Genomic DNA, 21,690 nt, shown 5'->3' on the forward strand with positions numbered 1-21,690 from the left:
ATGAGAGGAGTAGCGCCTGACCCCTCGCCCCTTGCCCCCCCGACCTTGCCCCTCGTATCCATGGCTAACAGGAGATAGCAGGATCCATGGCAGTCCACAATTACGACGTGGTGGTGATCGGCACCGGCCCGGCCGGCGAGAGCGCCGCCATCAACGCCGCCAAGCATGGCAGGCGCGTGGCGGTGGTCGAGAAGCAGCCCATGGTGGGAGGCAACTGCACCCACTGGGGCACCATCCCCTCCAAGGCCCTGCGCCACCAGGTCAAGCAGATCCTCTCCTTCAACACCAACCGCATGTTCCGGGATATCGGCGAGCCCCGCTGGTTTTCCTTCCCCAAGGTCATGGAGCGCTCCCGGGTCACCATCGACCAGCAGGTGGCGATGCGCACCAACTTCTATGCCCGCAACCGTATCGACCTCTACGGCGGCGTGGCTCGCTTCAAGGATGCCCATACGCTGGTCGTCAGAGGGGAGGGCGAGAGCCTGGAAGAGCTGGTTGCCGGCAAGGTCATCATCGCCACCGGCTCCCGACCGTACCGACCCGCGGACATCGACTTCCGGCATCCGCGCATCTACTGCTCCGATACCATCCTCAGCCTGTCGCATACCCCGCGCACCCTGATCATCTTCGGCGCGGGGGTGATCGGCTGCGAGTATGCCTCGATCTTCTCCGGGCTCGGGGTCAAGGTGGACCTGATCAACAACCGCGGTAGCCTGCTGTCCTTCCTCGACGACGAGATCAGCGATGCGCTCTCCTACCACCTGCGCAAGCATGGCGTACTGATCCGTCACAACGAGGAGTACGAGCGCGTCGAGGGCGACGAGTCCGGTGTCACGGTGTACCTGAAGTCCGGCAAGCGGCTGCGCGCCGATGCCTTCCTGTGGGCCAACGGTCGCACCGGCAATACCGACGAGTTGGGCCTCGAGACCATCGGCCTCGAGGCCAATGGCCGCGGACAGCTGCAGGTCGACGATCATTATCGCACCGCCATCCCGCACATCTATGCCGCCGGGGATGTCATTGGCTGGCCGAGCCTTGCCAGCGCCGCCTACGACCAGGGCCTCAACGCCTGTGACGAGCTGCTCGACCGTGATTACCGCTACGTAAGCGACGTACCCACCGGGATCTACACCATCCCCGAGATCAGCTCCTTCGGCCGCAACGAGCGGGAGCTGACCGAGGCCCGCGTGCCCTACGAGGTCGCCCAGGCGTTCTTCAAGGATACTGCCCGCGCCCAGATCACCGGTGACACCGTGGGCATGCTCAAGATTCTCTTCGATCAGGACACCCTGGAGATCTACGGCATCCACTGCTTCGGCGATCAGGCCTCGGAGATCGTGCATATCGGCCAGGCCATCATGCAGCAGGAAGGGGCGGCCAACACCCTCCAGTACTTCGTCAGCACCACCTTCAACTACCCGACCATGGCCGAGGCCTACCGGGTGGCGGCGCAGAACGGGTTGAATCGGGTCTTCTAGTCAGCCGTGCCGGAGGCGCACCACCTGGTCATGGGTACTAGCGACACGGAGGCAGCATCGTCCCATCGTGATCAGGCGATGAGAACATCGCGCTGTTGGCTCACTGGAGCGAGCCGGGTTGGCGCGTGCGTCAGCCACTTTCGGCGCTAGGCGATCGACCGACCCGACTGACTCCGGGTGAGTCTTTTCGATGGACTGAGGATTGATGTCCATGACCTCCAGCAAGCATTGCAGGCTGTTGGTCGAAAGGCCTGCCTGCTTCACGGCCTCCCATTGGCTCATGACCAGCCCGCGGACAACCGTCTTGCCTGTTCACTGCAGCGATGACCGGATCTGTCATGACAACATCCTGACTATTGACACAATAGCGAATCGAAAACAAGAAAGGCCAGGATAGTGAGCCGATGATTCTTCGCAGTGAAGATTGTCTCGGCCACGTTCATGGCTTTCCCAGGCGACGTGCCGCAGCTGTCGCCCTTTTGTCCGGCACCATCCAGCCATTGATCAGCGCTGGTAAGTACTAGTGGCGTGATCTCCCACGTCTCAACCGCCAACACATACACCAGCCTCTCCTCGGCATCGCTAGCCACTACCCTTGCCGCTTCTACATGCATGACAGTCGTCTTGAACTCGTTGTAGTAGCGGCATCATTGGCACGATTATATCTTCCCTCGGCCTGCCGCCTGCTCGAGGTCCCTCGAGTCGTCTCCTCACGCCCTCAATGAAGCTAATCGACCACGAAAAACGTCATCCTCTCCCCAAGGAGGAGTCAAACTAATTGCAGTATGGTTAATCTCGTACTTGCGTCCTGCAGATTCAGTCATTGTTTTCACATTAGTCAGTGAAAAAAATGGTGATGCAGACAAAGTTACATAAATTAACCTTGTGAATGGAACGTAGCGATACATGTGATTCAGTAAATTCGCTGCATTTGTCATCAATGCTATATAGGCCCGCCGGCTTGGGCGGCATATCACTATCGACAAGGCTACAGGGATGCGTCAGGCATGACCCCCTGGGGCGGTAGCGTGAGTTCACGCAATGAGAATAAGAAATCATATGTCTAGGCCTGTTGTTGTGCTCCCCCACCTCCTGGTTTCAATAACAAACTTGAACAATGGTTTCTCTCCATAATGCAAAGTGTGTGTCATTATCTTGAGTGTTGAGATGGAGTTTACGTGTGGAAGATTTTCCCTCAAACTTCAAAATGAGTGACTAACGTTATATGAACAGCTTTTCACGTAAGGGTGGTGGGGATTTCCCGCCCGGTGAACCAGGCTTTAATTATTCTCCAAGGCCGGCAAATGATGTCATAGATGTTGGCCGCTTGTTAGGGATGTTGCTGGATAACAAGTGGCTGATTATATTGACCGTTATGTTGCTCACCATCGGAGGCATCGTGTATGCCGAACTGCAAGTGCCGGTTTATAGAAGTGATGCTTTAGTGCAAGTTGAAAAAAGAGGGACTGTCAGTCCAATAGGTAATACAGACCAAGCTGCAGGCATATTGAATCAAGGAAACAATATAGCAGCCGAGATCGAGATTCTGCGTTCGCGCATGGTGCTGGGTAAAGTTGTCAAAAAGCGGTCTCTTGACACTCGGGTGTCACCGAGGAAATTGCCGGTCATTGGCGACTATGTTTTGAGGAATAATGTTTCCAGGCCGAATGTTAGTGAAATGCCTTTAGTCGGTGGCTTGTTAGAAAAAAGCGGTATAGGTCTTCAGGAAGCTATCGATCATTATCCGGCTGTATGGGGCGGTGAAAAGATCAGAGTTGCACACTTCGATGTGAGTGACCAACTGCGAGGACAGCCAATAACACTAAAAGTCGTTGGTGGCGAACGGTATCTGATTTATATGGATGGCGAGGTGTTGGGAGAAGGCCATGTTGGCGAGGAGGTCCTCTTGCTAGATGGAGGAATCTCTATAAAAATTCATTCAATTGAAGCGCATGAAGGAGCGGAATTTACTTTTGTGAAATCATCCAGGCTCGCGGCTATCAACGCTTTGTCATCACGGTTAACCATTTCCGAGGTTGGGGCCGGTGCCAGGATTGGCAGCACCGGGGTGTTGGAAGTTACATTGACAGGTACTGACCCGGAAGAACTTCGGCTTACCTTGAATGAAATCGTTGATACATTCCTGCTTCAGAATGTAGAGCGCCAAGCTGAAGCCACTCAACAAAGCCTTGAATTTCTCAAGAAGCAAGCACCTGAATTGCGTGCCCAGTTGGCGAGTGCCGAAAATCGTTTGAGTGAGTATCGGGCCAGTGTTGATAGTATCGACTTGGATGCAGAGGGCCTTTCAGTCATCGAGCAGTTTATTGAAATTGAAAGAAAGCTCAATGAATTGACCATCCAGGAAGCTGAGGTGGCCCAACGCTTCACACGCAATCATCCTACTTATCAGTCGATACTGCGGCAGAAGGCATATCTTTCAGAGGAGCGAGATCGGCTGGACCAACGGGTGAACCAGATGCCCGCGGCACAGCAAGAGGTAATTCGCCGAACCAGGGATGTTGAGGTGACCCAAGCAATTTATGTCAATGTCCTGAATAAGTTGCAAGAGTTGGAATTGGCCATGGCCGGCACCGTTGGAACCCTGAGGATTATCGACAAAGCTGAAGTTGGGCGGGCACCGATCTACCCTAATAAATTCAGCATGGTGGCCATTGCTTCTTTGCTGGGGTTTGTGATGGCCGTCTTTATAGTGATAGTCCGGGGGCTGTTTAATCGTGGTGTGGAAAGCCCCGATCAATTGGAAAACTTAGGATTTCCAGTTTATGCTGCCATCCCATTATCTTCTGAGCAGCCGAGATATAAACGACGCATAAACAAGTCAAGCTCGGCTAACTCGGGGGTTTTGGCTAATCTTCATCCTGAGGATACGGCAGTTGAGGCAATCAGAGGTCTTCGCACAGCACTGCACTTTGCGATGATGGATGCTAGCAATAACTGCCTGATGATATGTGGACCGAGTCCAGATGCGGGGAAAAGCTTCGTTACCTTGAATTTGAGTGCTGTCTGCGTGCAGGGCGGGCAAAATGTACTGGTTATTGACTCGGACTTGAGAAAAGGGAATCTACATCGTGCATTCGGTTATGATTCTACTCAAGGTCTTTCCGAGGTGATTAGCGGAAGGATAGAAGTAGAGGAGGCCATCAAATCCACCGGGATCGAGGGGTGGGATTTCCTGTCACGCGGCATCGCCCCACCCAATCCATCAGAGTTATTGATGAGCAACCGGTTCTCGAACCTGATAAGTAAAGTCAGTAGCGATTATGACTTGGTGATCATGGATACGCCTCCTGTGCTGGCAGTCACCGATGCGGGCATCATTGGCAGACATGCGGGAACGACGCTGATGGTTGCGCGCTTTCAAGTGAATCCACCCAAAGAAATCAGGCTTGCTTACAGTCGCCTCGAACATGTTGGTGTTGAAGTGAAAGGTTGCATAATCAATGGTGTTCAGCGGAAAGCTGCAACGACATATGGTTATGGATATTATCACTATCAATATTTAACAAGGAGGCATGCTTCTGAAAGGAAGAGGGTGGTTTGATTAAGGACGGGGCTTGTCTGATTTATGAGTGGTAGATTCACTTTGGCACAGCACTAGTTTAGGTGAATGTTTGCTGTCTGTGTCTAACAGGCGCTGGGCGTCAAGGAGTTCTCATGAAGGGGATAATACTCGCTGGAGGTTCCGGTACTCGCCTGTACCCTATAACCATGGGGATTTCCAAGCAGCTTCTGCCTGTTTATGACAAGCCGATGATTTACTATCCGCTTTCCGTATTGATGCTGGCTGGCATTCGTGAGGTATTGCTTGTCACGACCTTGGAAGAGCAATATTGCTTCAAGCGCCTACTTGGTAACGGCAGTCAGTTCGGCTTGACACTGGAGTATGCAGTTCAACCGAATCCCGATGGCCTAGCCCAGGCTTTCATTATCGGTGAGTCATTTATTGGAGACGACAGTGTCTGTCTGGTTCTTGGAGACAATATCTTTTATGGGCATGGGTTCTCGCCGATACTGCAGAAAGCGGCCGCGCGGGAAGCCGGTGCGACAGTTTTTGGCTATCAGGTAAAGGATCCTGAACGCTTCGGCGTCGTAGAGTTCGATCGAGACAGGCGAGCCATCTCGATTGAGGAAAAGCCAAAAAATCCCAAATCACGTTATGCAGTGACTGGTTTGTATTTCTATGACAATGACGTGGTGGAGTTCGCCAAGCAGGTGATGCCGTCCGAGAGGGGCGAACTGGAGATCACCAGCATCAACCAAGCCTATCTGGATCGCGGTGACTTGAGGGTAGAGCTTTTAGGGCGTGGCTTTGCCTGGCTTGACACCGGTACGCATGAAAGTTTGCTGGAAGCTTCCCAGTTTGTCGAGACAATCGAGAAGCGACAAGGATTCAAGATAGCCTGCCTGGAAGAGATTGCATTCAATAATGGCTGGTTGTCGGCCAATGCGCTGTCAAGAGCGGGAAACGATTATGCCAAAAATGGCTATGGCAAGTATTTGCTTGAGCTGGTGAAAGAGCAATGATTCCTGTTACAAAACCGTACCTGCCGAGCCAGGAGAAGTTCGCCCGCTACGTCGACGGGATCTATTCACGTAGCAGGCTGACCAATCAGGGCCCTCTGGTCGAGGAGTTGACATCCCGACTGGAATCCCACTTGTCCGTCGAGAACCTCCTGTTGGTGGCCAACGGAACTCTCGCATTGCAGATCGCCTATCGCGCTGTAGCCATTCCCTCCCGGGCGAAAGATGCGACGGCAATCACGACGCCTTTCAGTTTCATTGCCACCACCAGTTCACTCCGCTGGGAAGGCATCGACCCGATATATGTTGATATTGACGCGCGAGGCTGGTGTCTGGACGCTCGTCGGGTGACCGCGGCCCTGGATCAGTCCAGCAGGATTTTGGTGCCTGTCCATGTGTTCGGTAATGCTTGCGACGTGGAGACATTGGAGCAGATCGCTGCCAGCCATGAACTCAAGCTCATTTATGACGGTGCCCATGCCTTCGGCGTCAAGTATCGCGGCAAAAGTCTTTTGCGGTACGGAGATGCGACGACCCTGAGCTTTCATGCCACTAAGCTGTTTCATACGATTGAGGGTGGTGCCATTGTCTTCCGGAACCGGGAAGACTTCGAACGTGCACGTCATATGATCAATCATGGCCAGTCCAGCGATGGCAAGGTGGAAGGATTGGGAATCAATGCCAAGATGAATGAGTTCCAAGCGGCTATGGGACTTTGCGTGCTGGATGACATGGCAGATATCTTGGAGCGACGCGCCGAAATCTGGGGGCGGTACCAGGCCGGGCTCAAGGACACCTTTCAACTCCAAGAAATAACTCCGAATTGTGAGATCAATTACTCTTATTTTCCCATCGTCTTCGAGAATGAAGCCATTCTGTGTGATGCGAAAGCCATCCTTGAAGCAGCGGGTTATTTCCCAAGGCGATATTTCTACCCATCTCTTGAAACGCTTTCGAACAAAATTGGTAAGGATTGCTTGAGCAACTCGAGGGCGGTGTCCGAGAAGGTGCTTTGTCTGCCACTGTACCCTGAGCTTGGACTAGGCGATGTAGAGAGTATCATTGAGCTGACGCGTCAGGCAGTGAAATGAAAGTTGCAGTCATGCAACCTTACTTGTTTCCCTATTTGGGTTATTATCAACTGGCCAAGTGTGTTGATACGCTTGTTCTTTACGATGATGTCAATTATATACCTAGAGGGTATATCAATCGCAACTACATACTCTACCAAGGTCGTAAATGGCGATTCACGGTGCCGGTTATGGGAGCTTCCATTCACAAGAAAATTTACACATTGAGCTTTTCAAGAAACGTCAGTGGTGTATTGCAGAGCATTCGGCATGCGTATTCCAAAGCCCCGTATTTTGATGCAGTGTTTCCCATGGTAGAGGAGGTGTTGGAAAGAGAGGATAGAGACATAACGGACATGTGCAGCAGTGGCATTAGAGAGGTGCTCGATTACTTGGAGATTGGGACTCCGCTGCTCAGATCCAGTCGTATGGAATACAATAAACATCCAGGGAGATCGCAAAACTTGATGGAAATATGTTCTTCACTGGGTGCGTGTGAATACGTGAACAGTCCTGGCGGTAGATTGATTTACGATAAGAAAGAGTTTTCTTCTTGTGGCTATAACCTTTCATTCCTGGAGCCTCGAGAAGTCCACTATAATCAAGGAAAGAACGAGTTCGTTCCCAACTTGTCAATGATCGACGTTTTGATGTGGTGTTCCAAGGATCAGGCGATGGCGCTTCTCGATGAGTACGATATTGTATAGCTCTTTCAATCCTGAAGGATTTGGTCGCCATCAAGTATGCTGGAAGACGATATAAAGCTGCTGGTCAAAAATGAATTGGCCGCTCGTAAAGAAGACTTCATTGCAATATCGGATGTCGATGCTTACGTGAAAAAACTGGTGAGCATGGCGGAGATATTGACACATTACAGTCGTGGTCGAATGATCGGTTGTATCGCCTATTACTGTAATAACAGCCAGACACGAACAGCATTCTTGAGCCTGATCATCGTTTCACCCGAGTCGCGTGGAAGCGGCCTGGCAGATGTGTTGCTAGATCAGGCGATTGGTTGGGCAAGAAAGAACCAGATGGAAGCCCTTGCTCTTGAAGTTAGGAAAGGCAATGAACGAGCCCTGCATTTTTATGAGAACCGTGGCTTCGAGGTCAAATATGAGGAGCTAGACATCTATGGTCTCGAGTTGCCCGTATGTGAATCGGTATCCAAGTAGGTTTCATAAATGAGGATGAAGCCAATGTCTGAGTTTATGGATAGCACTTTGTTTGACAAGAAAATGAGCGACGATGGTTGGGTGATATTCAATAATGTCATTGACAAGGAGTTTGTCGATCGGCTGAGAAAAGACTGTCTAAAATGGATCGATATTTGTACCTACTATCAGGTTGTGAATAAGATAAATGAAGTGGGGGATGGTACAGCCCACCAGGCAGTGGGAGGTCAGGACAGCATAGATGAGTTTCTGGATAGTCATCTTTTCCATGATTACCTGTCTCGATTTTTTGATGGAAAGCCATATGCGCTCAATGCCTGTACCCCGGTAGGAGGCTTTCCTGATACAAATATTTACATTCACAAGCTTCACCGTGATGTCGGCTCATTCATTCCAGGATATTCACTGAGAGTCAATATGTTGGTCATGTTGGATGACTTTAATCTCGACAATGGTGCCACCAAGGTTATGACCGGTTCGCATATGAAAGAAGAAAAACCCACCGACGAAGAATTCGACGCCAAGTGTGATGCTCTGCTGGCAACCGGCGGTTCAGTGGCATTGTTCAATTCCTACTTATGGCATAAGGGAGGTATAAACATCACAAGCCGCAACAGGGTAGCCCTCACCTTGAGTTTTGGGCGTGCCTTCCTGAAACCGCAGCTGGATTATGCCAGGATGCTGGGTGAAGAATATGGCGAAGGGCTAACGGAACTCACTCGTCAGGTACTGGGTTATAACTGCAGAGTTCCGACGAGTCATGAAGAGTGGTACAAGCCGGTGGATCAACGTTTGTACAAGGCAGGCCAGGGCTAATTTCTGAATTCTCCCAGTGTTGATGCTTCTTTGTATCGCCTTCTATGACATTGTCACCTCACCGGCTTCAACGTGGAACTTATTGAAGACTATGTTGGGTTCACTCAGGATTCTCTATTCCCTGCTGACCAGAGAGCAGCGGAATAAATTGCTGCGCTTGCAAATTCTGATTGTCATCATGTCGATTGCCCAGATTCTCAGTGTGCTGTCAATTGGCCCCTTCATGGCCATTGTCGGCGATATTGAGCGTCTCAAAGGGCAGGGTGTCCTGGCCGATATCTATCATGCCTCTGGGATCAGCAATCCCTTGGATTTCCTGTTCTGGCTGGGCGTCGTGGTCTTGGCGATTCTGGTATCGGCGGCGCTGATTTCCATATATACGACTTGGCGCATGTGTATGTACGGTGCCAAGATAGGTGTCGATATCAGTAGCCGATTGTTTGATTATTACATGAGGCAACCTTGGTTGTTTCATGTACAGGGAAGCAGCAGTACTCTGACGAAACATATTTCACAGGAATGCCAACGTGTCAGCCTGGGTATCATCAAGCCTGTCATCGATGTCAATGCCAAGCTTTTGATGAGTTCAATGATGGCCCTGACGCTTGTCATATACAATCCTGGAGTGGCGTTGTTCGGTCTCCTGATTTTCTCCTCTTCCTATTTTCTACTTTATGTGACGGTACGACGTAAGCTCACGAACAATGGTAGGTCGATATCGCGCATCCAGACATTACGTTACAAGACCATGTCTGACGGCTTTGGTGGTATAAAAGACGCCCTCGTGTTGGGTAGGGGGCATAGCTTTATCGAAAGATTCCGTCAGACAAGCGATGATTTTGCCCGCGTCAACGGTATTACTCAATTGTTGACTCAGCTGCCACGCTACGCGATGGAACTGATCGCATTCGGCTCTATCATCTTTCTGGTCTTGTATTTGTTGTCCGTTCACGAGGGTGATCTGGGAAAAATGCTGCCGATCATGTCAGTCTATGCATTGGCTGGTTTTAAAATTTTGCCCGCCTTCCAGCAGATCTATCAGGGAGTTTCCAGTATCCGCAGTAATATTGCGGCATTCGAAGTCATTCACGATGACCTGATGGCTTCCCGAGAATCTTCGGGAAACGATCAGCAACAACCTGAAGAAACTCACGTTCCATGTCATGATGATGTGGCATGTCATAGGTTAACACTGAACATCGGCATTCGGCTGTCTAATATCGTCTTTCACTACCCTGGAAAGGATGAACCGGCCTTGAATGGCCTGAGCCTCGATATTCCCGCCAATAAGGTGATCGGTCTGGTCGGCGCCTCAGGGTCCGGAAAGTCCACGGCCGTCGATATTCTGCTAGGACTCATCTACCCGGATAATGGTCAGGTTTTGGTCGACGGTGTTCCCCTCCCCGAAGTCGACAAGCGGGCCTGGCGATACACTATCGGCTATGTTTCCCAGAGTATCTTCCTGTCGGATGCCAGTATTGCTGAGAATATCGCCTTCGGGATCGCGCCGGAGGCGATCGACGAGAGCCGTGTCAAGAAGGCCGCAGGTCTGGCGTATCTCGATGAATTGATTGCCTCTTTGCCGCAGGGGCTTGCCACGCCCGTCGGCGAGCGCGGTATCCAGCTGTCCGGGGGACAACGCCAGCGTATCGGTATTGCCAGGGCCTTGTATTTCGATGCCAGCATCCTGGTCCTGGATGAAGCAACTAGTGCGCTCGATGGAATTACCGAAAAACAGGTGATGAATGCCATTCATGCATTCTCCGGCAGCAAGACGATCGTCTTGATTGCGCATCGTCTGGCGACGGTGAGTCAGTGTGATTGTATCTACCTGCTCTCGGATGGTCGGGTTATAGATCAAGGGCGGTATGACGAATTGGCCGAACGTAATGACACCTTCAAGCGCATGGCCAAGCTGGTATAACGCCGATTTTCCCTAGTCAGGTTGTTGGTCAAAAGGCCTTACGGGATCCGGATTTGCTCCCCACGGAACAAGTCTACATAAGGTGATCAAAGAAGTGACCGGGAGAAGGGAGTATGGACTTGAAGAAAGCAAGGATCTTAGTCACGGGAGCCGATGGATTCATCGGTTCACACCTCACCGAGGCGCTCGTGGAGGGCGGCCACGACGTCAAGGCTTTGGTGATGTACAACGCCTTCAACAGCTGGGGATGGCTTGAGCAGGCCTCACCACTGGTTCGACGTGATATTGAGGTCATTGCGGGTGACATTCGCGACCCGAATGGTATCCGCCAGGCCATGTGTGACTGCGATGTCGTGTTCCACCTCGCCGCGCTGGTTGCCATACCATACTCCTACCGCTCCCCCGACAGCTACGTGGATACCAATATCTTGGGTACCTTGAACGTCCTCCAGGCGGCGCGTGAGCTGGAAGTGTCTCGGGTGATTCATACCTCCACCAGTGAAGTCTATGGTACCGCCCACTTCGTTCCTATCACAGAGGAGCATCCGCTGCAGGCCCAATCCCCTTATTCCGCCTCCAAGATAGCAGCAGATCAGCTTGCCCTGTCGTTTCATCGCTCCTTCTCGACACCGGTGTCTCTGATCCGCCCATTCAATACCTATGGGCCTCGCCAGTCTGCGCGGGCCGTGATCCCCACCATTATTACCCAGTTGGCCTCAGGCAACCATTGCCTGCAATTGGGGGCGCTTCACCCGACACGCGACTTTAGCTATGTCTCCGACACGGTCGCCGGATTCATACGTGTCGCCCAGTGCGACGATGCCGTGGGGGAAGTCGTCAATATCGGCAGTGGTTTCGAGATCAGCATCGGACAGACGGCACAACTGATTGCCGAACTGATGGAATGCGAGATCATGATCGAGACCGATGCCCAACGTCTGCGGCCAGAAGCAAGCGAGGTCGATCGCTTGTTGGCCGGCACTGATAAGGCGCAACGTCTTCTGGACCACAGGCCCGAACACGAGGGCGTGGCGGGCCTGCGCCATGGCCTTGGAAAGACCATTGAGTGGTTCCGAGATCCCGATCATCTGGCCCGGTACAAGTCGCATCTTTATAGCCTCTAGCTGATGTGATGGCCCCTTAGGATCATTGAATAACGTGAGTGATTTCCTGGTGATTGGCGGCGGCGGTCATGCTCGCGTGCTGATTTATACCCTCAAGGCTCTTGGTCATGACGTTCGTGGGTATACGGCATTGGCTGACGAGGGAGAGTTGGTTCAGACCCCTTATCTGGGGAACGACGATGTTCTCGCATCGCTACATGTGATGCTTCCGAGCTGTGCTGCCCTGGGCGTGGGAAAGACGGTGATCGAGAGTGAGCGCTTAGCGCTGTTCGAAAAAATACAGGCCGTGGGTATCCGCTTGCCTCCGGTTGTCTCAGCTGGTGCGCTCTGTCATGCCGGCGTCTGCTTGGGAGATGGCACTGTGGTGCTCGATGGCGCCGTCGTCGTAGTTGGGAGTCAGCTTGGACGTGCCTGTATCATCAATACCAATGCCACGGTCGATCATGACTGTGTGTTGGGAGATGACGTGCATGTCGCGCCAGGAGCAACACTCAGCGGCGGTGTCGAAGTAGGCGATCACTGCATGATTGGCACTGGAGCCAATCTCATTCACGCTGTCCGTGTATGCGCGGACTGCATGATCGGTGCAGGGGCCACCGTGATTCAGGATATCACCGCACCCGGGGTCTACGTTGGGATACCTGCCAGGAGGATCGCATGAACGATACCGCTGCCTGTTTCATCATCGCTGAGGCTGGGGTGAACCATAATGGGTCGCTGGACCTGGCGTTGGAACTGGTGGAGCAGGCCCGGGAGTGCGGCGCGGATGCCGTCAAGTTTCAGACCTTCAGTACGGATCTGATGGTCACCAAAGAAGCCACCAGTGCCACTTATCAGTATCGCGCCGTCCCGCAGGCTAGGTCACAGTATGAGATGCTGAAAGCCCTGGAAATGTCGGAAGCCAACTTTGTGGCTATCGAGGCCCATTGTCGTGCCTGTAACATCGAATTCCTGTCGAGTGCCTTCGATGAGCAGAGCGCAGTCTTCCTGGATAGACTGGGAATGCGCTTGTTCAAGGTACCGTCGGGGGAAATCACCAATTTTCCCTTGCTGGAGACCATCGGCCGGTTTGGAAAGCCAGTGATCCTCTCAACGGGCATGAGCTGGCTGGGCGAGATCGAAGCCGCCGTCGAGACCTTGTCCCGGACCGGTGCAGGCAGGATCGACTTGCTGCACTGTGTCACCGAATACCCGGCCCCTTATGACGAAATCAATCTGTCGGCCATGCAGACTCTTGGTGCCTGTTTCGGGACAAGAGTGGGATATTCAGATCACACGGCTGGAATCGAGATTCCTCTTGCTGCTGTGGCGATGGGAGCCTCCGTGATCGAGAAGCATTTCACACTCGATCCGGACATGTCGGGACCGGACCATGCCGCCTCTCTGCCTCCCGGCGATTTCAGGCGCATGGTGGAGGCCATCCGGCATGTCGAAAGTGCCAGGGGGGATGGTCGCAAGCGTCCAGCACCCTGCGAAATGCTCAATCTCGAAGTCGTACGCAAGAGCGTTACCGCGAGTCGAGAGATCGTGCAGGGGGAGGTCATTACACGTACGCACCTGACCTTGAAGCGCCCCGGCTCGGGGCTGTCACCCCAATGCCTGGACGCCGTAGTTGGACGCCGCGCATCGCGCCGAATCGAGGCAGATGAGCTCATCGACTGGGGTGACCTGGCATGAATCATCGACGTCTGTATGTAGTGACTACCACACGGGCCGACTATGGACTCCTGTACTGGCTGATGCGTGAAATCGACGAGGATCCTGAGCTCGAGCTTCAGCTGGTGGTGACAGGCTCTCACCTGTCCACGGAGTTCGGATTGACGGTCCGGGAAATCGAGAACGACGGTTTCCGCATTCATCGGCGTATCGAGATTTTGCTGGCATCGGACACTCGCACTGCCATGACGCGGGCCATGGGCCTGGCCATGACCAGTTTCGGCGATGCCTTGGCGCAGGATCGACCCGACCTGGTGGTGGTATTGGGAGACCGCTTCGAAATCGTGCCGGTGGCGTTGGCAGCGGTGGTCGAGGGGATCCCCGTGGCGCATCTGCACGGGGGAGAGACCAGCCGTGGAGCGCTGGACGAATACTTCCGGCATGCCGTGACAAAGCTGGCGAGTATCCACTTCGTGGCCACCGAGGCCTATCGACGCCGGATTTTGCAGATGGGGGAGAATCCAGACCTGACGTTCAATTTCGGCGCGCCGGGACTTGATCATTTGCACCGTACGGCATTGCCGAATCGAGATGCATTACGTGATGCTCTGCAACTGCCTCTTGATCAGCCCACTGCCATCGTAACCTATCACCCGGTTACGGGTGAAGCCGACGGGGCCGCAGAACAGCAGATCGATGCGTTGTTAGAGGCGTTGGAAGCCGTCGATGACCTCTTTGTCGTTTTTTCCAAGGCCAATGCCGATACTCAGGGGCGGATGATCAATGCAAGGCTGGAAGAGTGGTGTGCGCTATTCCCATATCGAAGCCGGCTGTTCGATAACTTGGGGCACCGATGGTACATGAGCTGCCTTCTTCATCTGGACTTGATGGTCGGAAATTCTTCCAGTGGTTTATTGGAGGCACCATCCTTCGGTCTGCCGGTTGTCAATATTGGAAGGCGTCAGGAGGGAAGAATTCAGGCCGATAATATCATCTCTGTCACCTGCGATCCAGAGAGTATTCGTCAGGGGGTTGTTCGGGCAAGGAGTGTAGAATTTCGAAAAAGCCTGGAGGGAATGCATAACCCTTATGAAGGTGACAGTAAGGGGAACGTCTCACAGGCAATTAAGGATGCCCTGAAGAAGACGCCACTGGGACAGTCATTGAGGATCAAATCATTCTTTGATCTTGAGCCCTTTGATTTCCTGGAGTGAAGGGGGAGACAATCATGCTTGATTCAATACTGATAGCGGAAGGCCGAAATGTTCTGGATGCCTTGCACCAACTCGAAGAGACGCAAAGAAAGATTCTTTACGTCACAGACCAAGACCGACGCCTACTGGGCACCCTGACCGATGGAGATGTAAGACGTTGGATTCTTGGAGGAGGAGACCTGGACGGTATCGTTGGGGATGTCTGTAATCGTGCGCCATACGCTGCAACGAAGGAGCAAGATCAGTCCCTGATCAAGAAAACCATGTTAGAAAAGCATATCACGTCCGTTCCCATTCTGGACGATGATGGTCATATCTTGAGTGTCCTGTTCTGGGATCATCTCTTCAAGGAGGAAGAGCCGTTAAAAACCAGCGTCTCATTGAGTATGCCCGTTGTGGTCATGGCTGGAGGAAAAGGGACGCGCCTGGCACCCTTTACCAATGTGCTGCCCAAACCATTGATTCCAGTTGGTGATCGCACGGCAATTGAAGTCATCATCGACTCCTTCGCCGACTATGGTATCGATGAGTTTTATTTATCGGTTAACTACAAATCGAAACTGATTCAGGCCTTTTTCGAGGAGCTTGAGCCTTCATATCGACTTAATTATCTTTATGAAGATAAGCCTCTGGGTACTGGTGGTGGCCTTCATGCCTTGGCAGGTAGAGTTCAAGGTGATCTAATTGTTACCAACTGCGATGTCATCATAAAGACGGACTATCATGCATTGGTGGAGCATCACAGGCGTGAACAAAATGACATTACGATGGTCGTGTCTCTGAGGAACTATGATATTCCTTATGGGATTTGTGAGATCGTCGATAATGGGCAGCTGTGTGGAATGCGTGAAAAGCCTCGCTACAACTTTCTGGTTAACACAGGGTTGTATGTGTTGAATTCTTCGGTTCTGGATGACATTCCTTCAGATCGTTTCTACCACCTCACCGAGTTGATCGAAAGCGTTAAACAACGCGGTGGACGCGTCGGTGTCTATCCGATCAGTGACAAGGCATGGTTGGATACCGGCGAGTGGCAGCAGTACTGTGACACGATGGCTCAGCTAAGGTCTACACCGGCCTGATCGTTTCTGCTCTCCTGGTGCCTGAAGACTTGCCAGTTAAGGATTACCATGATGATCGATAGCGAACGAGTCATAGCCATCATCCCAGCCAGGGGTGGAAGCAAAAATATACCCCAGAAGAATATCCGGCCCCTTCTGGGAAAGCCGCTGATCGCCTGGACGATCGATCTTGCCAGACACATCGACGCGATCGACCGCATCATTGTCTCCACAGATTGCGGCGATATTGCCAACATCGCGGAGGCACATGGAGCCGAAATCCATGAACGGAGTTCCCATCTGGCCAGCGATACGGCACTGGTGATAGAGACCGTCCTGGAGCTCTCCCAGTGGTTGGACCGAGCAGGGGAGAGCGCTCGGTACGCCTTGCTGCTCGAGCCGACTTCACCCCTGCGTCAGGAGCGAGACGTTTTGCGCTGTCTCCGTCGATTGCATGAACAGAATCTCGACTCCGTTGCGACCTTCAAGCCTGCGGAGCTCAATCCCCACCGGGCCTGGCACATCGATGACGATGTACCGCGCAGCTACATAGAGGGAAGCGTACCCTGGCTTCCTCGCCAGCAGTTGCCCGTGGCCTATCAGCTCAGTGGTGATGTCTATGCGTTTAGGCGAGACCGCCTCACCCCCTCTACGCCCGGTATGCTGTTCGGCCATGCGGGTGCCGTGATGGTTTCTGGTAAGCATTCCCTGGACATCGATAACGAATGCGACTTCTGCCTGGCAGAACTCATGGCAAGGGAGCTGCAGCATGACCAAGTCACTCCATGATCTACTGGATCTCGGCGGACGCACTGCCCTGGTGAGCGGTGGTGCTGGCTACCTGGGCAGCAGCATCTGTGAGGCTCTGGCCGAGCTCGGAGCCAACGTGGTGGTCGCCAGCCGTGACGGCCAACGCTGCCGGGCACAGGTGGCATCTCTGCTGGACAGCTGGCCTCAGGGACGACACCTGGCCCTGGAGTTGGACGTCACGAGCCCGGTGTCAGTCACCGATGCTGTCCAGCATGTGCGGGATCACTATGGTGGCCTGGATATCCTGATCAACAATGCATGGTCGGGACGCAAGAACAGTTGGGAAAGCATCGAGGAGGACGACTGGTACCTCGATATCGACATCAGCCTGAATTCGGTCTTCCGCATGGTCAAGCGGTGCTATCCCCTGCTCAAGGCGCGGTCGGGTTGCATTGTCAACATCGCCTCGATGTACGGGCATGTGGCGCCGGACTATCGGCTCTATCTCGGGACCGACCATGCCAATCCTCCCAGTTATGGCGCGGCCAAGGCTGGCGTACTGCAGTTCACTCGCTATCTGGCAAGCTTCCTCTCGCCCGATGCCATTCGCGTCAATGCCATTAGCCCGGGGGCCTTCCCCCACGCAGTGACCCGCGAGAACGAGGCCTTCATGCAACGCCTCGAGGCCAAGGCCCCACTGGGACGCCTGGGCGAACCCCATGAGTTGAAAGGGGTAGTAGCGCTGCTGTGCAGTGACGCCGGATCCTACATGACCGGTCAGAACATCTGCGTGGATGGAGGGTGGGCTGTCTGGTGACGCGGCTTCGGACGTTGCTGAGGGACGAAGCTGGGTACTGGGGGGAGGAGGAATGTCATGCTGAAGCAGCCGATGGGGCAGCACCGGCCAGCAAGGAGCACGAACCGGCGTTCGCAGGAGATGATTCGAGCCCACTATCAAGTCGAGAAGGCGCTGGCAAGGCGGTTGCGCGACGCCTTGCCAGAGGAGCGGCGAGTGCTGTACTCATCGCTCTACGATGAACTCTATCGGCGCGTGCCGCAGCACCCTCAGCTGACTCGCAAGTCTTCTCCCTCGGAAGTCCAACAGGCCGTTGAGGCGCAGCTGTCCTTCCTGAGTCGCTTCCTGGACAAAGCGCATACCTTCCTGGAGATTGGCCCCGGTGATTGTGCGCTTTCCTTCGAACTGGCTGGACGTGTTCGGCGGGTCTATGCCGTGGATGTCTCCGATGCGATCACCCGACATGCAACTCGCCCCGAGAACTTCGAGCTCTTCCTGTCGGATGGCAGCAGTGTACCGGTACCGCCGGGATGCGTGAATGTGGCCTACAGCAATCAGCTGATGGAGCACCTGCATCCGGACGATGCCTGGCAGCAGCTCAGGAACATATATGAGGCGCTGGCTGCCGGGGGGCACTACGTCTGTATCACGCCCAACCGCCTGAGCGGGCCGCACGATGTCTCGAAGTACTTCGACGACGTGGCGACAGGACTCCATCTGAAGGAATACACGACCATCGAGTTGCAACGGCTGTTCCGGCAGGTCGGATTCTCGCGCGTCACCGTCTATATCGGCGCGCGAGGTCGGTATTTGCGGTGCCCCCTGAGTCTGGTCGGCGCTTGCGAACGGCTGCTGGAAGGCTTGCCCCATGCCTGGCGCAAGGCGCTCGTCAGAGGGGGAGCGGTCGGAGCGGTGCTGGGCATTCGCCTGGTGGGTACGAAGTAGCGCTGGAACCGTCGAGCTGGACTGGCTCGATCGAGCAAGGGAGCGAAACGGCATGGGCATTCGGATCGGAATGTTGGGGTGCAGTCCGGGCAATGGGCATCCCTTCTCCTATTCCGCCATCATCAACGGCTACTGCTATGCGGGCCTCAGGGAGTCCGGCTGGCCGGTCATCCACGACTATATCACCTGTCGCGATCCTGCCGATTTCGGGGTGGCGGATCTCCGTGTGACTCATGCCTGGACCCAGGCGGAGGAAGTGACGCAGGCCCTGTGTCGCACCGCTGATATCCAGCATGCGTTGAGGCATCCCCAGGACATGCTGGGTGAGGTGGATGCCGTGATCATCGCCCGCGACGATGTCGAAAGCCATCGCTCCTTGGCCGACCCCTTCCTCGAGGCGGGGATGCCGGTGCTGATCGACAAGCCCCTGACACTGGATCGCCGGGACCTGGACCATTTCACGCCATACCTCGAAGCCGGACAGCTGATGTCCTGTTCGGCGATGCGTTACGCCACCGAACTCGATGTCCCGCGCAGCCGGCTGGCCGAGTACGGCGAGCTGAAGCTGGTGTGCGGCACTATTCTCAACGACTGGGAAAAATACGGCATCCATATGCTGGAAGCCAGTCTGTCGCTGGTGGCGTCACGGCCACAGAGCGTCCAGCCGCTGCCTGGCATCCATCAGGGGGTGGCGATCCTGCTCCAGGATGGCAGTCGGATAACCGTCGATGCGCTGGGCAGCGTGCCACCGCACTTCGAGCTGGCGCTATACGGCAGCGAGCGAATCACTCGCCATGCGATCACCGACAACTTCGGCATGTTTCGGCGAATGCTGTGGGCGTTTGCCCACCAGGTGCGTGGCGGGATACCCATCATCGATCCCGTCAATACGCTCGATATCCTCCGCACACTGATCGCCGGTCAGGAAGCGCTGGATAGCCGTCGTGAGGTCCTGATCCATGAATGACAACACATCGTCACCCAATCGGCAGGAGCACGAGCCATCCCACCGCATTCGGGTATGCCTGGTCAACGACACCTCGAATACCCACAACTGGGGAGCACGGGCCACGTCGCAGGCCCTGAGAACGCTGATCCATGAGGCAGGCGGGACCGTCGAACACACGCTCTATGAGTCGCGCCTGACGGCACCGCAATACGCCGACCGTCGCAGCCTGGATGGTGTGGCCGGCCGCCTTCCCGGCGGTGCCGCCCCCCGGCGTATCGGGCGGGGCGTGCTGAATCGCCTGGCCCGCTATTACCCGGACGCGGTACCCGCATGCTGGGCAGAGTTCGATGCCAAGGCGCGAGCGGTGATGGACGGACGAGCCTTGCGGGATATTCGCCAGGCGCTGACGAACAGCGACTTGGTAATGATCAGCGGCGAGGGATGTATCTATGGCAACCTGCGACAGAGCCGCATGCTGTTTTTCATCGCCTACCTGGCCAGATGCTGGCTGGACAAGGAAACGGCACTGGTCAACCACAGCGCGGATCTGGCACATCCAGTGCTGTCCGCGATTGCCCGGGAGGTCTATCCCCGCCTCGACGAGGTGGTCTTCCGCGAGGCGGATTCCGCCCGCGCCTGCGGCGACTGGTGCCGCCCGCGAATCGCGGCCGATGCCGCCTATCGGCTGACGCCGGCGCCGCCTGAGGCCTGGTTGCCGATTGCCGCCCGTCCGGGCTACTTCGATGGCTGGCCGTCCCGGGCCGCACGCTTCGACCCCGCACGGCCCTATGTATGCGTCGGCGGTAGTTCCAGCTATCTGCGCCGGGGACACCGATCGATCGATCCCGTGGCCGGTTATGTGGCGCTATGCCGGAGATTGGCGGCCGATATAGCACCGGTGCTGCTGGTGGCCGCCTCCTGGCAGGACGAGCGCATCTTTCGGGCGGTCGCCGCCGAACTGGACATGCCGCTGGTGGGGATCGCCACCCCCGTGCAGCAGGCCATCGACATCATCGGTAACGCCCTGGCCTATGTCGGGGGGCGCTGGCACTCCGGCGTCTTTGCCCATGCCGGTGGCACGCCCACCGTCGCCCTGGGCGCCTACACTCCCAAGATGCAGGCACTCCTGCATCATGCCGGGCTGCCTGGCGAGCCCTTCGACCCCTTCGCACTGGCGTCTCAGTCGGCGGCGATCATTCGCCAGACGCGGGACCTGATCGATCAGGGCGAGGCACTGCGCGAGAGGCTTCGGGCCACTGCCAGGCGAAGTGCCTGCTATGCCGAGCAGAACGTCGGCATCCTCGCCGCCCGACATGCCCAGCGTGTCTCCCACTCCATGGTGATCTCATGAGCGCTCCCTATCACCGGCTCTTCGATCTTCGGGGGCGAGTCGCCGTCGTCACCGGGGGCGTAGGGGTTCTCGGCCGGCACTTCAGTCGTGCCCTGGCGGAGTTCGGCGCCCATGTCGTGGTCGCGGACCTCGACGGAGAGGACACCGCGCGTTGGGCCGACGAGTTGAGCGAGATCACCGGGGTCGCCTGCGCCGGCTGGGCATGCGACGTTGCCGAACCCGCGTCTGTCGATGAGCTGGTCGCGCGCACGGTAGGGCGTTTCGGCGGCATCGACATCCTGCACAACAACGCCGCCAGCAAGTCCGACGACCTGTCGGCCTTCTTCTCTCCGGCCGAGGACTACTCGCTGGACGAGTGGCGCAGGATCATGGCGGTCAACCTGGATGGCGTGTTCCTGGTCTCGCAGGCGGTAGGGCGGCGCATGATCGAGCAGGGAAGAGGCGGGAGCATCATTCATACCGGTTCCATCTATGGCCAGCTGGGAGCCGATGCTCGTATCTATGCAGGCTCCGAGTACCTGGGGCAAGCGATCAACACCCCACCCGTCTATGCGGCTTCGAAGGCCGGGGTGGCGGGACTGGCGCGCTACCTGGCGACCGCCTGGGCGGCACACGGGATCCGCGTCAATACGCTGGTGCCCGGCGGCGTGCGCAGCGGCCAGAACGACGAGTTCGTCGCCCGTTACTCGCAACGTGTGCCCTTGGGCCGGATGGGCGAGGCCGACGACCTTGTCGGTGCGCTGCTCTATCTCGCCTCCGACGCCTCGTGCTACGTCACCGGCCAATACCTGTTCGTGGATGGCGGCCTCAGCGCCTGGTAATGACACGACCCAGGGAGA

20 protein-coding genes are annotated in these 21,690 nt (G+C 55.3%); 19 read left to right on the top strand and 1 reads right to left on the bottom strand.

What is annotated here, in order from left to right; genetic code table 11:
- The first annotated feature begins 86 nt into the window (after window positions 1–86).
- On the top strand, window positions 87–1,478 hold the full coding sequence (gene sthA, locus EKG36_RS06990) for a Si-specific NAD(P)(+) transhydrogenase (protein ID WP_126482442.1): 1,392 nt from the start codon (window positions 87–89) through the stop codon (window positions 1,476–1,478).
- A gap of 353 nt (window positions 1,479–1,831) precedes the next feature.
- On the opposite strand, the gene EKG36_RS06995 is transcribed toward sthA, so the two are convergent.
- Window positions 1,832–2,092 carry a hypothetical protein gene (locus tag EKG36_RS06995; RefSeq protein WP_126482444.1) on the bottom strand — a complete coding sequence of 87 codons (261 nt, stop codon included), beginning with the start codon at window positions 2,090–2,092 and terminating at the stop codon, window positions 1,832–1,834.
- A gap of 611 nt (window positions 2,093–2,703) precedes the next feature.
- Between EKG36_RS06995 and EKG36_RS07000 the strand changes: the two genes are divergently transcribed.
- The 18 genes from EKG36_RS07000 (at window position 2,704) to EKG36_RS07085 (ending at window position 21,672) form a co-directional block, all read left to right on the top strand.
- On the top strand, window positions 2,704–5,040 hold the full coding sequence (locus EKG36_RS07000) for a polysaccharide biosynthesis tyrosine autokinase (RefSeq protein ID WP_126482446.1): 2,337 nt from the start codon (window positions 2,704–2,706) through the stop codon (window positions 5,038–5,040).
- Window positions 5,041–5,153: 113 nt separating this feature from the next.
- The gene (gene rfbA, locus EKG36_RS07005; RefSeq protein ID WP_126482448.1) at window positions 5,154–6,023 is read left to right on the top strand and encodes a glucose-1-phosphate thymidylyltransferase RfbA; all 870 of its coding nucleotides are present in this window, start codon (window positions 5,154–5,156) and stop codon (window positions 6,021–6,023) included.
- On the top strand, window positions 6,020–7,111 hold the full coding sequence (locus EKG36_RS07010; RefSeq protein WP_126482450.1) for a DegT/DnrJ/EryC1/StrS family aminotransferase: 1,092 nt from the start codon (window positions 6,020–6,022) through the stop codon (window positions 7,109–7,111). Before rfbA ends, EKG36_RS07010 begins: the two co-directional genes overlap by 4 nt.
- Window positions 7,108–7,797 (top strand): WbqC family protein, encoded by a 690-nt coding sequence (locus EKG36_RS07015; RefSeq protein ID WP_126482452.1) that lies wholly within the window; start codon window positions 7,108–7,110, stop codon window positions 7,795–7,797. Before EKG36_RS07010 ends, EKG36_RS07015 begins: the two co-directional genes overlap by 4 nt.
- A gap of 36 nt (window positions 7,798–7,833) precedes the next feature.
- Window positions 7,834–8,265 carry a GNAT family N-acetyltransferase gene (locus tag EKG36_RS07020; RefSeq protein WP_126482454.1) on the top strand — a complete coding sequence of 144 codons (432 nt, stop codon included), beginning with the start codon at window positions 7,834–7,836 and terminating at the stop codon, window positions 8,263–8,265.
- Window positions 8,266–8,289: 24 nt separating this feature from the next.
- Entirely contained in the window at window positions 8,290–9,081 is a 792-nt protein-coding gene (locus EKG36_RS07025) for a phytanoyl-CoA dioxygenase family protein (protein ID WP_185827496.1), read from the top strand.
- A gap of 91 nt (window positions 9,082–9,172) precedes the next feature.
- Window positions 9,173–11,005 carry an ABC transporter ATP-binding protein gene (locus EKG36_RS07030; protein WP_126482644.1) on the top strand — a complete coding sequence of 611 codons (1,833 nt, stop codon included), beginning with the start codon at window positions 9,173–9,175 and terminating at the stop codon, window positions 11,003–11,005.
- A gap of 113 nt (window positions 11,006–11,118) precedes the next feature.
- Window positions 11,119–12,129 carry an NAD-dependent 4,6-dehydratase LegB gene (locus EKG36_RS07035; RefSeq protein WP_126482458.1) on the top strand — a complete coding sequence of 337 codons (1,011 nt, stop codon included), beginning with the start codon at window positions 11,119–11,121 and terminating at the stop codon, window positions 12,127–12,129.
- Between the two features lie 34 nt (window positions 12,130–12,163).
- On the top strand, window positions 12,164–12,790 hold the full coding sequence (locus EKG36_RS07040; protein WP_126482460.1) for a NeuD/PglB/VioB family sugar acetyltransferase: 627 nt from the start codon (window positions 12,164–12,166) through the stop codon (window positions 12,788–12,790).
- Complete coding sequence (neuB, locus tag EKG36_RS07045) at window positions 12,787–13,806, top strand: N-acetylneuraminate synthase (protein ID WP_126482462.1); 1,020 nt, start codon at window positions 12,787–12,789, stop codon at window positions 13,804–13,806. Before EKG36_RS07040 ends, neuB begins: the two co-directional genes overlap by 4 nt.
- On the top strand, window positions 13,803–14,999 hold the full coding sequence (gene neuC / locus EKG36_RS07050) for a UDP-N-acetylglucosamine 2-epimerase (RefSeq protein ID WP_126482464.1): 1,197 nt from the start codon (window positions 13,803–13,805) through the stop codon (window positions 14,997–14,999). Before neuB ends, neuC begins: the two co-directional genes overlap by 4 nt.
- A 14-nt stretch (window positions 15,000–15,013) precedes the next feature.
- On the top strand, window positions 15,014–16,081 hold the full coding sequence (locus tag EKG36_RS07055; protein WP_126482466.1) for a nucleotidyltransferase family protein: 1,068 nt from the start codon (window positions 15,014–15,016) through the stop codon (window positions 16,079–16,081).
- A gap of 51 nt (window positions 16,082–16,132) precedes the next feature.
- A complete protein-coding gene (locus EKG36_RS07060) occupies window positions 16,133–16,849 on the top strand; it encodes an acylneuraminate cytidylyltransferase family protein (protein ID WP_126482468.1) in 717 nt (238 codons plus the stop codon).
- Window positions 16,830–17,627 (top strand): SDR family NAD(P)-dependent oxidoreductase, encoded by a 798-nt coding sequence (locus EKG36_RS07065; RefSeq protein ID WP_126482470.1) that lies wholly within the window; start codon window positions 16,830–16,832, stop codon window positions 17,625–17,627. The genes EKG36_RS07060 and EKG36_RS07065 overlap by 20 nt, the downstream gene beginning before the upstream one ends.
- Before the next feature lie 57 nt (window positions 17,628–17,684).
- Window positions 17,685–18,551 (top strand): class I SAM-dependent methyltransferase, encoded by an 867-nt coding sequence (locus EKG36_RS07070; protein WP_126482472.1) that lies wholly within the window; start codon window positions 17,685–17,687, stop codon window positions 18,549–18,551.
- Window positions 18,552–18,603: 52 nt separating this feature from the next.
- Complete coding sequence (locus EKG36_RS07075) at window positions 18,604–19,518, top strand: Gfo/Idh/MocA family oxidoreductase (RefSeq protein WP_185827497.1); 915 nt, start codon at window positions 18,604–18,606, stop codon at window positions 19,516–19,518.
- Window positions 19,511–20,851, top strand: a complete 1,341-nt coding sequence (locus EKG36_RS07080) for a polysaccharide pyruvyl transferase family protein (protein ID WP_126482476.1) — start codon at window positions 19,511–19,513, stop codon at window positions 20,849–20,851. The genes EKG36_RS07075 and EKG36_RS07080 overlap by 8 nt, the downstream gene beginning before the upstream one ends.
- Window positions 20,848–21,672 carry an SDR family oxidoreductase gene (locus EKG36_RS07085; RefSeq protein ID WP_126482478.1) on the top strand — a complete coding sequence of 275 codons (825 nt, stop codon included), beginning with the start codon at window positions 20,848–20,850 and terminating at the stop codon, window positions 21,670–21,672. The genes EKG36_RS07080 and EKG36_RS07085 overlap by 4 nt, the downstream gene beginning before the upstream one ends.
- Window positions 21,673–21,690 lie beyond the last annotated feature (18 nt).

The organism is Halomonas nitroreducens, assembly GCF_003966155.1.
Taxonomy (GTDB): Bacteria; Pseudomonadota; Gammaproteobacteria; order Pseudomonadales; family Halomonadaceae; genus Halomonas; species Halomonas nitroreducens.

Coding starts and splice junctions, on each gene's coding strand:
- sthA (WP_126482442.1), top strand. CDS start 87: ATGGCAGTCCACAATTACGACGTGGTGGTGATCGGCACCGGCCCGGCC.
- EKG36_RS06995 (WP_126482444.1), bottom strand. CDS start 2,092: ATGCATGTAGAAGCGGCAAGGGTAGTGGCTAGCGATGCCGAGGAGAGG.
- EKG36_RS07000 (WP_126482446.1), top strand. CDS start 2,704: ATGAACAGCTTTTCACGTAAGGGTGGTGGGGATTTCCCGCCCGGTGAA.
- rfbA (WP_126482448.1), top strand. CDS start 5,154: ATGAAGGGGATAATACTCGCTGGAGGTTCCGGTACTCGCCTGTACCCT.
- EKG36_RS07010 (WP_126482450.1), top strand. CDS start 6,020: ATGATTCCTGTTACAAAACCGTACCTGCCGAGCCAGGAGAAGTTCGCC.
- EKG36_RS07015 (WP_126482452.1), top strand. CDS start 7,108: ATGAAAGTTGCAGTCATGCAACCTTACTTGTTTCCCTATTTGGGTTAT.
- EKG36_RS07020 (WP_126482454.1), top strand. CDS start 7,834: ATGCTGGAAGACGATATAAAGCTGCTGGTCAAAAATGAATTGGCCGCT.
- EKG36_RS07025 (WP_185827496.1), top strand. CDS start 8,290: ATGTCTGAGTTTATGGATAGCACTTTGTTTGACAAGAAAATGAGCGAC.
- EKG36_RS07030 (WP_126482644.1), top strand. CDS start 9,173: ATGTTGGGTTCACTCAGGATTCTCTATTCCCTGCTGACCAGAGAGCAG.
- EKG36_RS07035 (WP_126482458.1), top strand. CDS start 11,119: ATGGACTTGAAGAAAGCAAGGATCTTAGTCACGGGAGCCGATGGATTC.
- neuB (WP_126482462.1), top strand. CDS start 12,787: ATGAACGATACCGCTGCCTGTTTCATCATCGCTGAGGCTGGGGTGAAC.
- neuC (WP_126482464.1), top strand. CDS start 13,803: ATGAATCATCGACGTCTGTATGTAGTGACTACCACACGGGCCGACTAT.
- EKG36_RS07055 (WP_126482466.1), top strand. CDS start 15,014: ATGCTTGATTCAATACTGATAGCGGAAGGCCGAAATGTTCTGGATGCC.
- EKG36_RS07060 (WP_126482468.1), top strand. CDS start 16,133: ATGATCGATAGCGAACGAGTCATAGCCATCATCCCAGCCAGGGGTGGA.
- EKG36_RS07065 (WP_126482470.1), top strand. CDS start 16,830: ATGACCAAGTCACTCCATGATCTACTGGATCTCGGCGGACGCACTGCC.
- EKG36_RS07070 (WP_126482472.1), top strand. CDS start 17,685: ATGCTGAAGCAGCCGATGGGGCAGCACCGGCCAGCAAGGAGCACGAAC.
- EKG36_RS07075 (WP_185827497.1), top strand. CDS start 18,604: ATGGGCATTCGGATCGGAATGTTGGGGTGCAGTCCGGGCAATGGGCAT.
- EKG36_RS07080 (WP_126482476.1), top strand. CDS start 19,511: ATGAATGACAACACATCGTCACCCAATCGGCAGGAGCACGAGCCATCC.
- EKG36_RS07085 (WP_126482478.1), top strand. CDS start 20,848: ATGAGCGCTCCCTATCACCGGCTCTTCGATCTTCGGGGGCGAGTCGCC.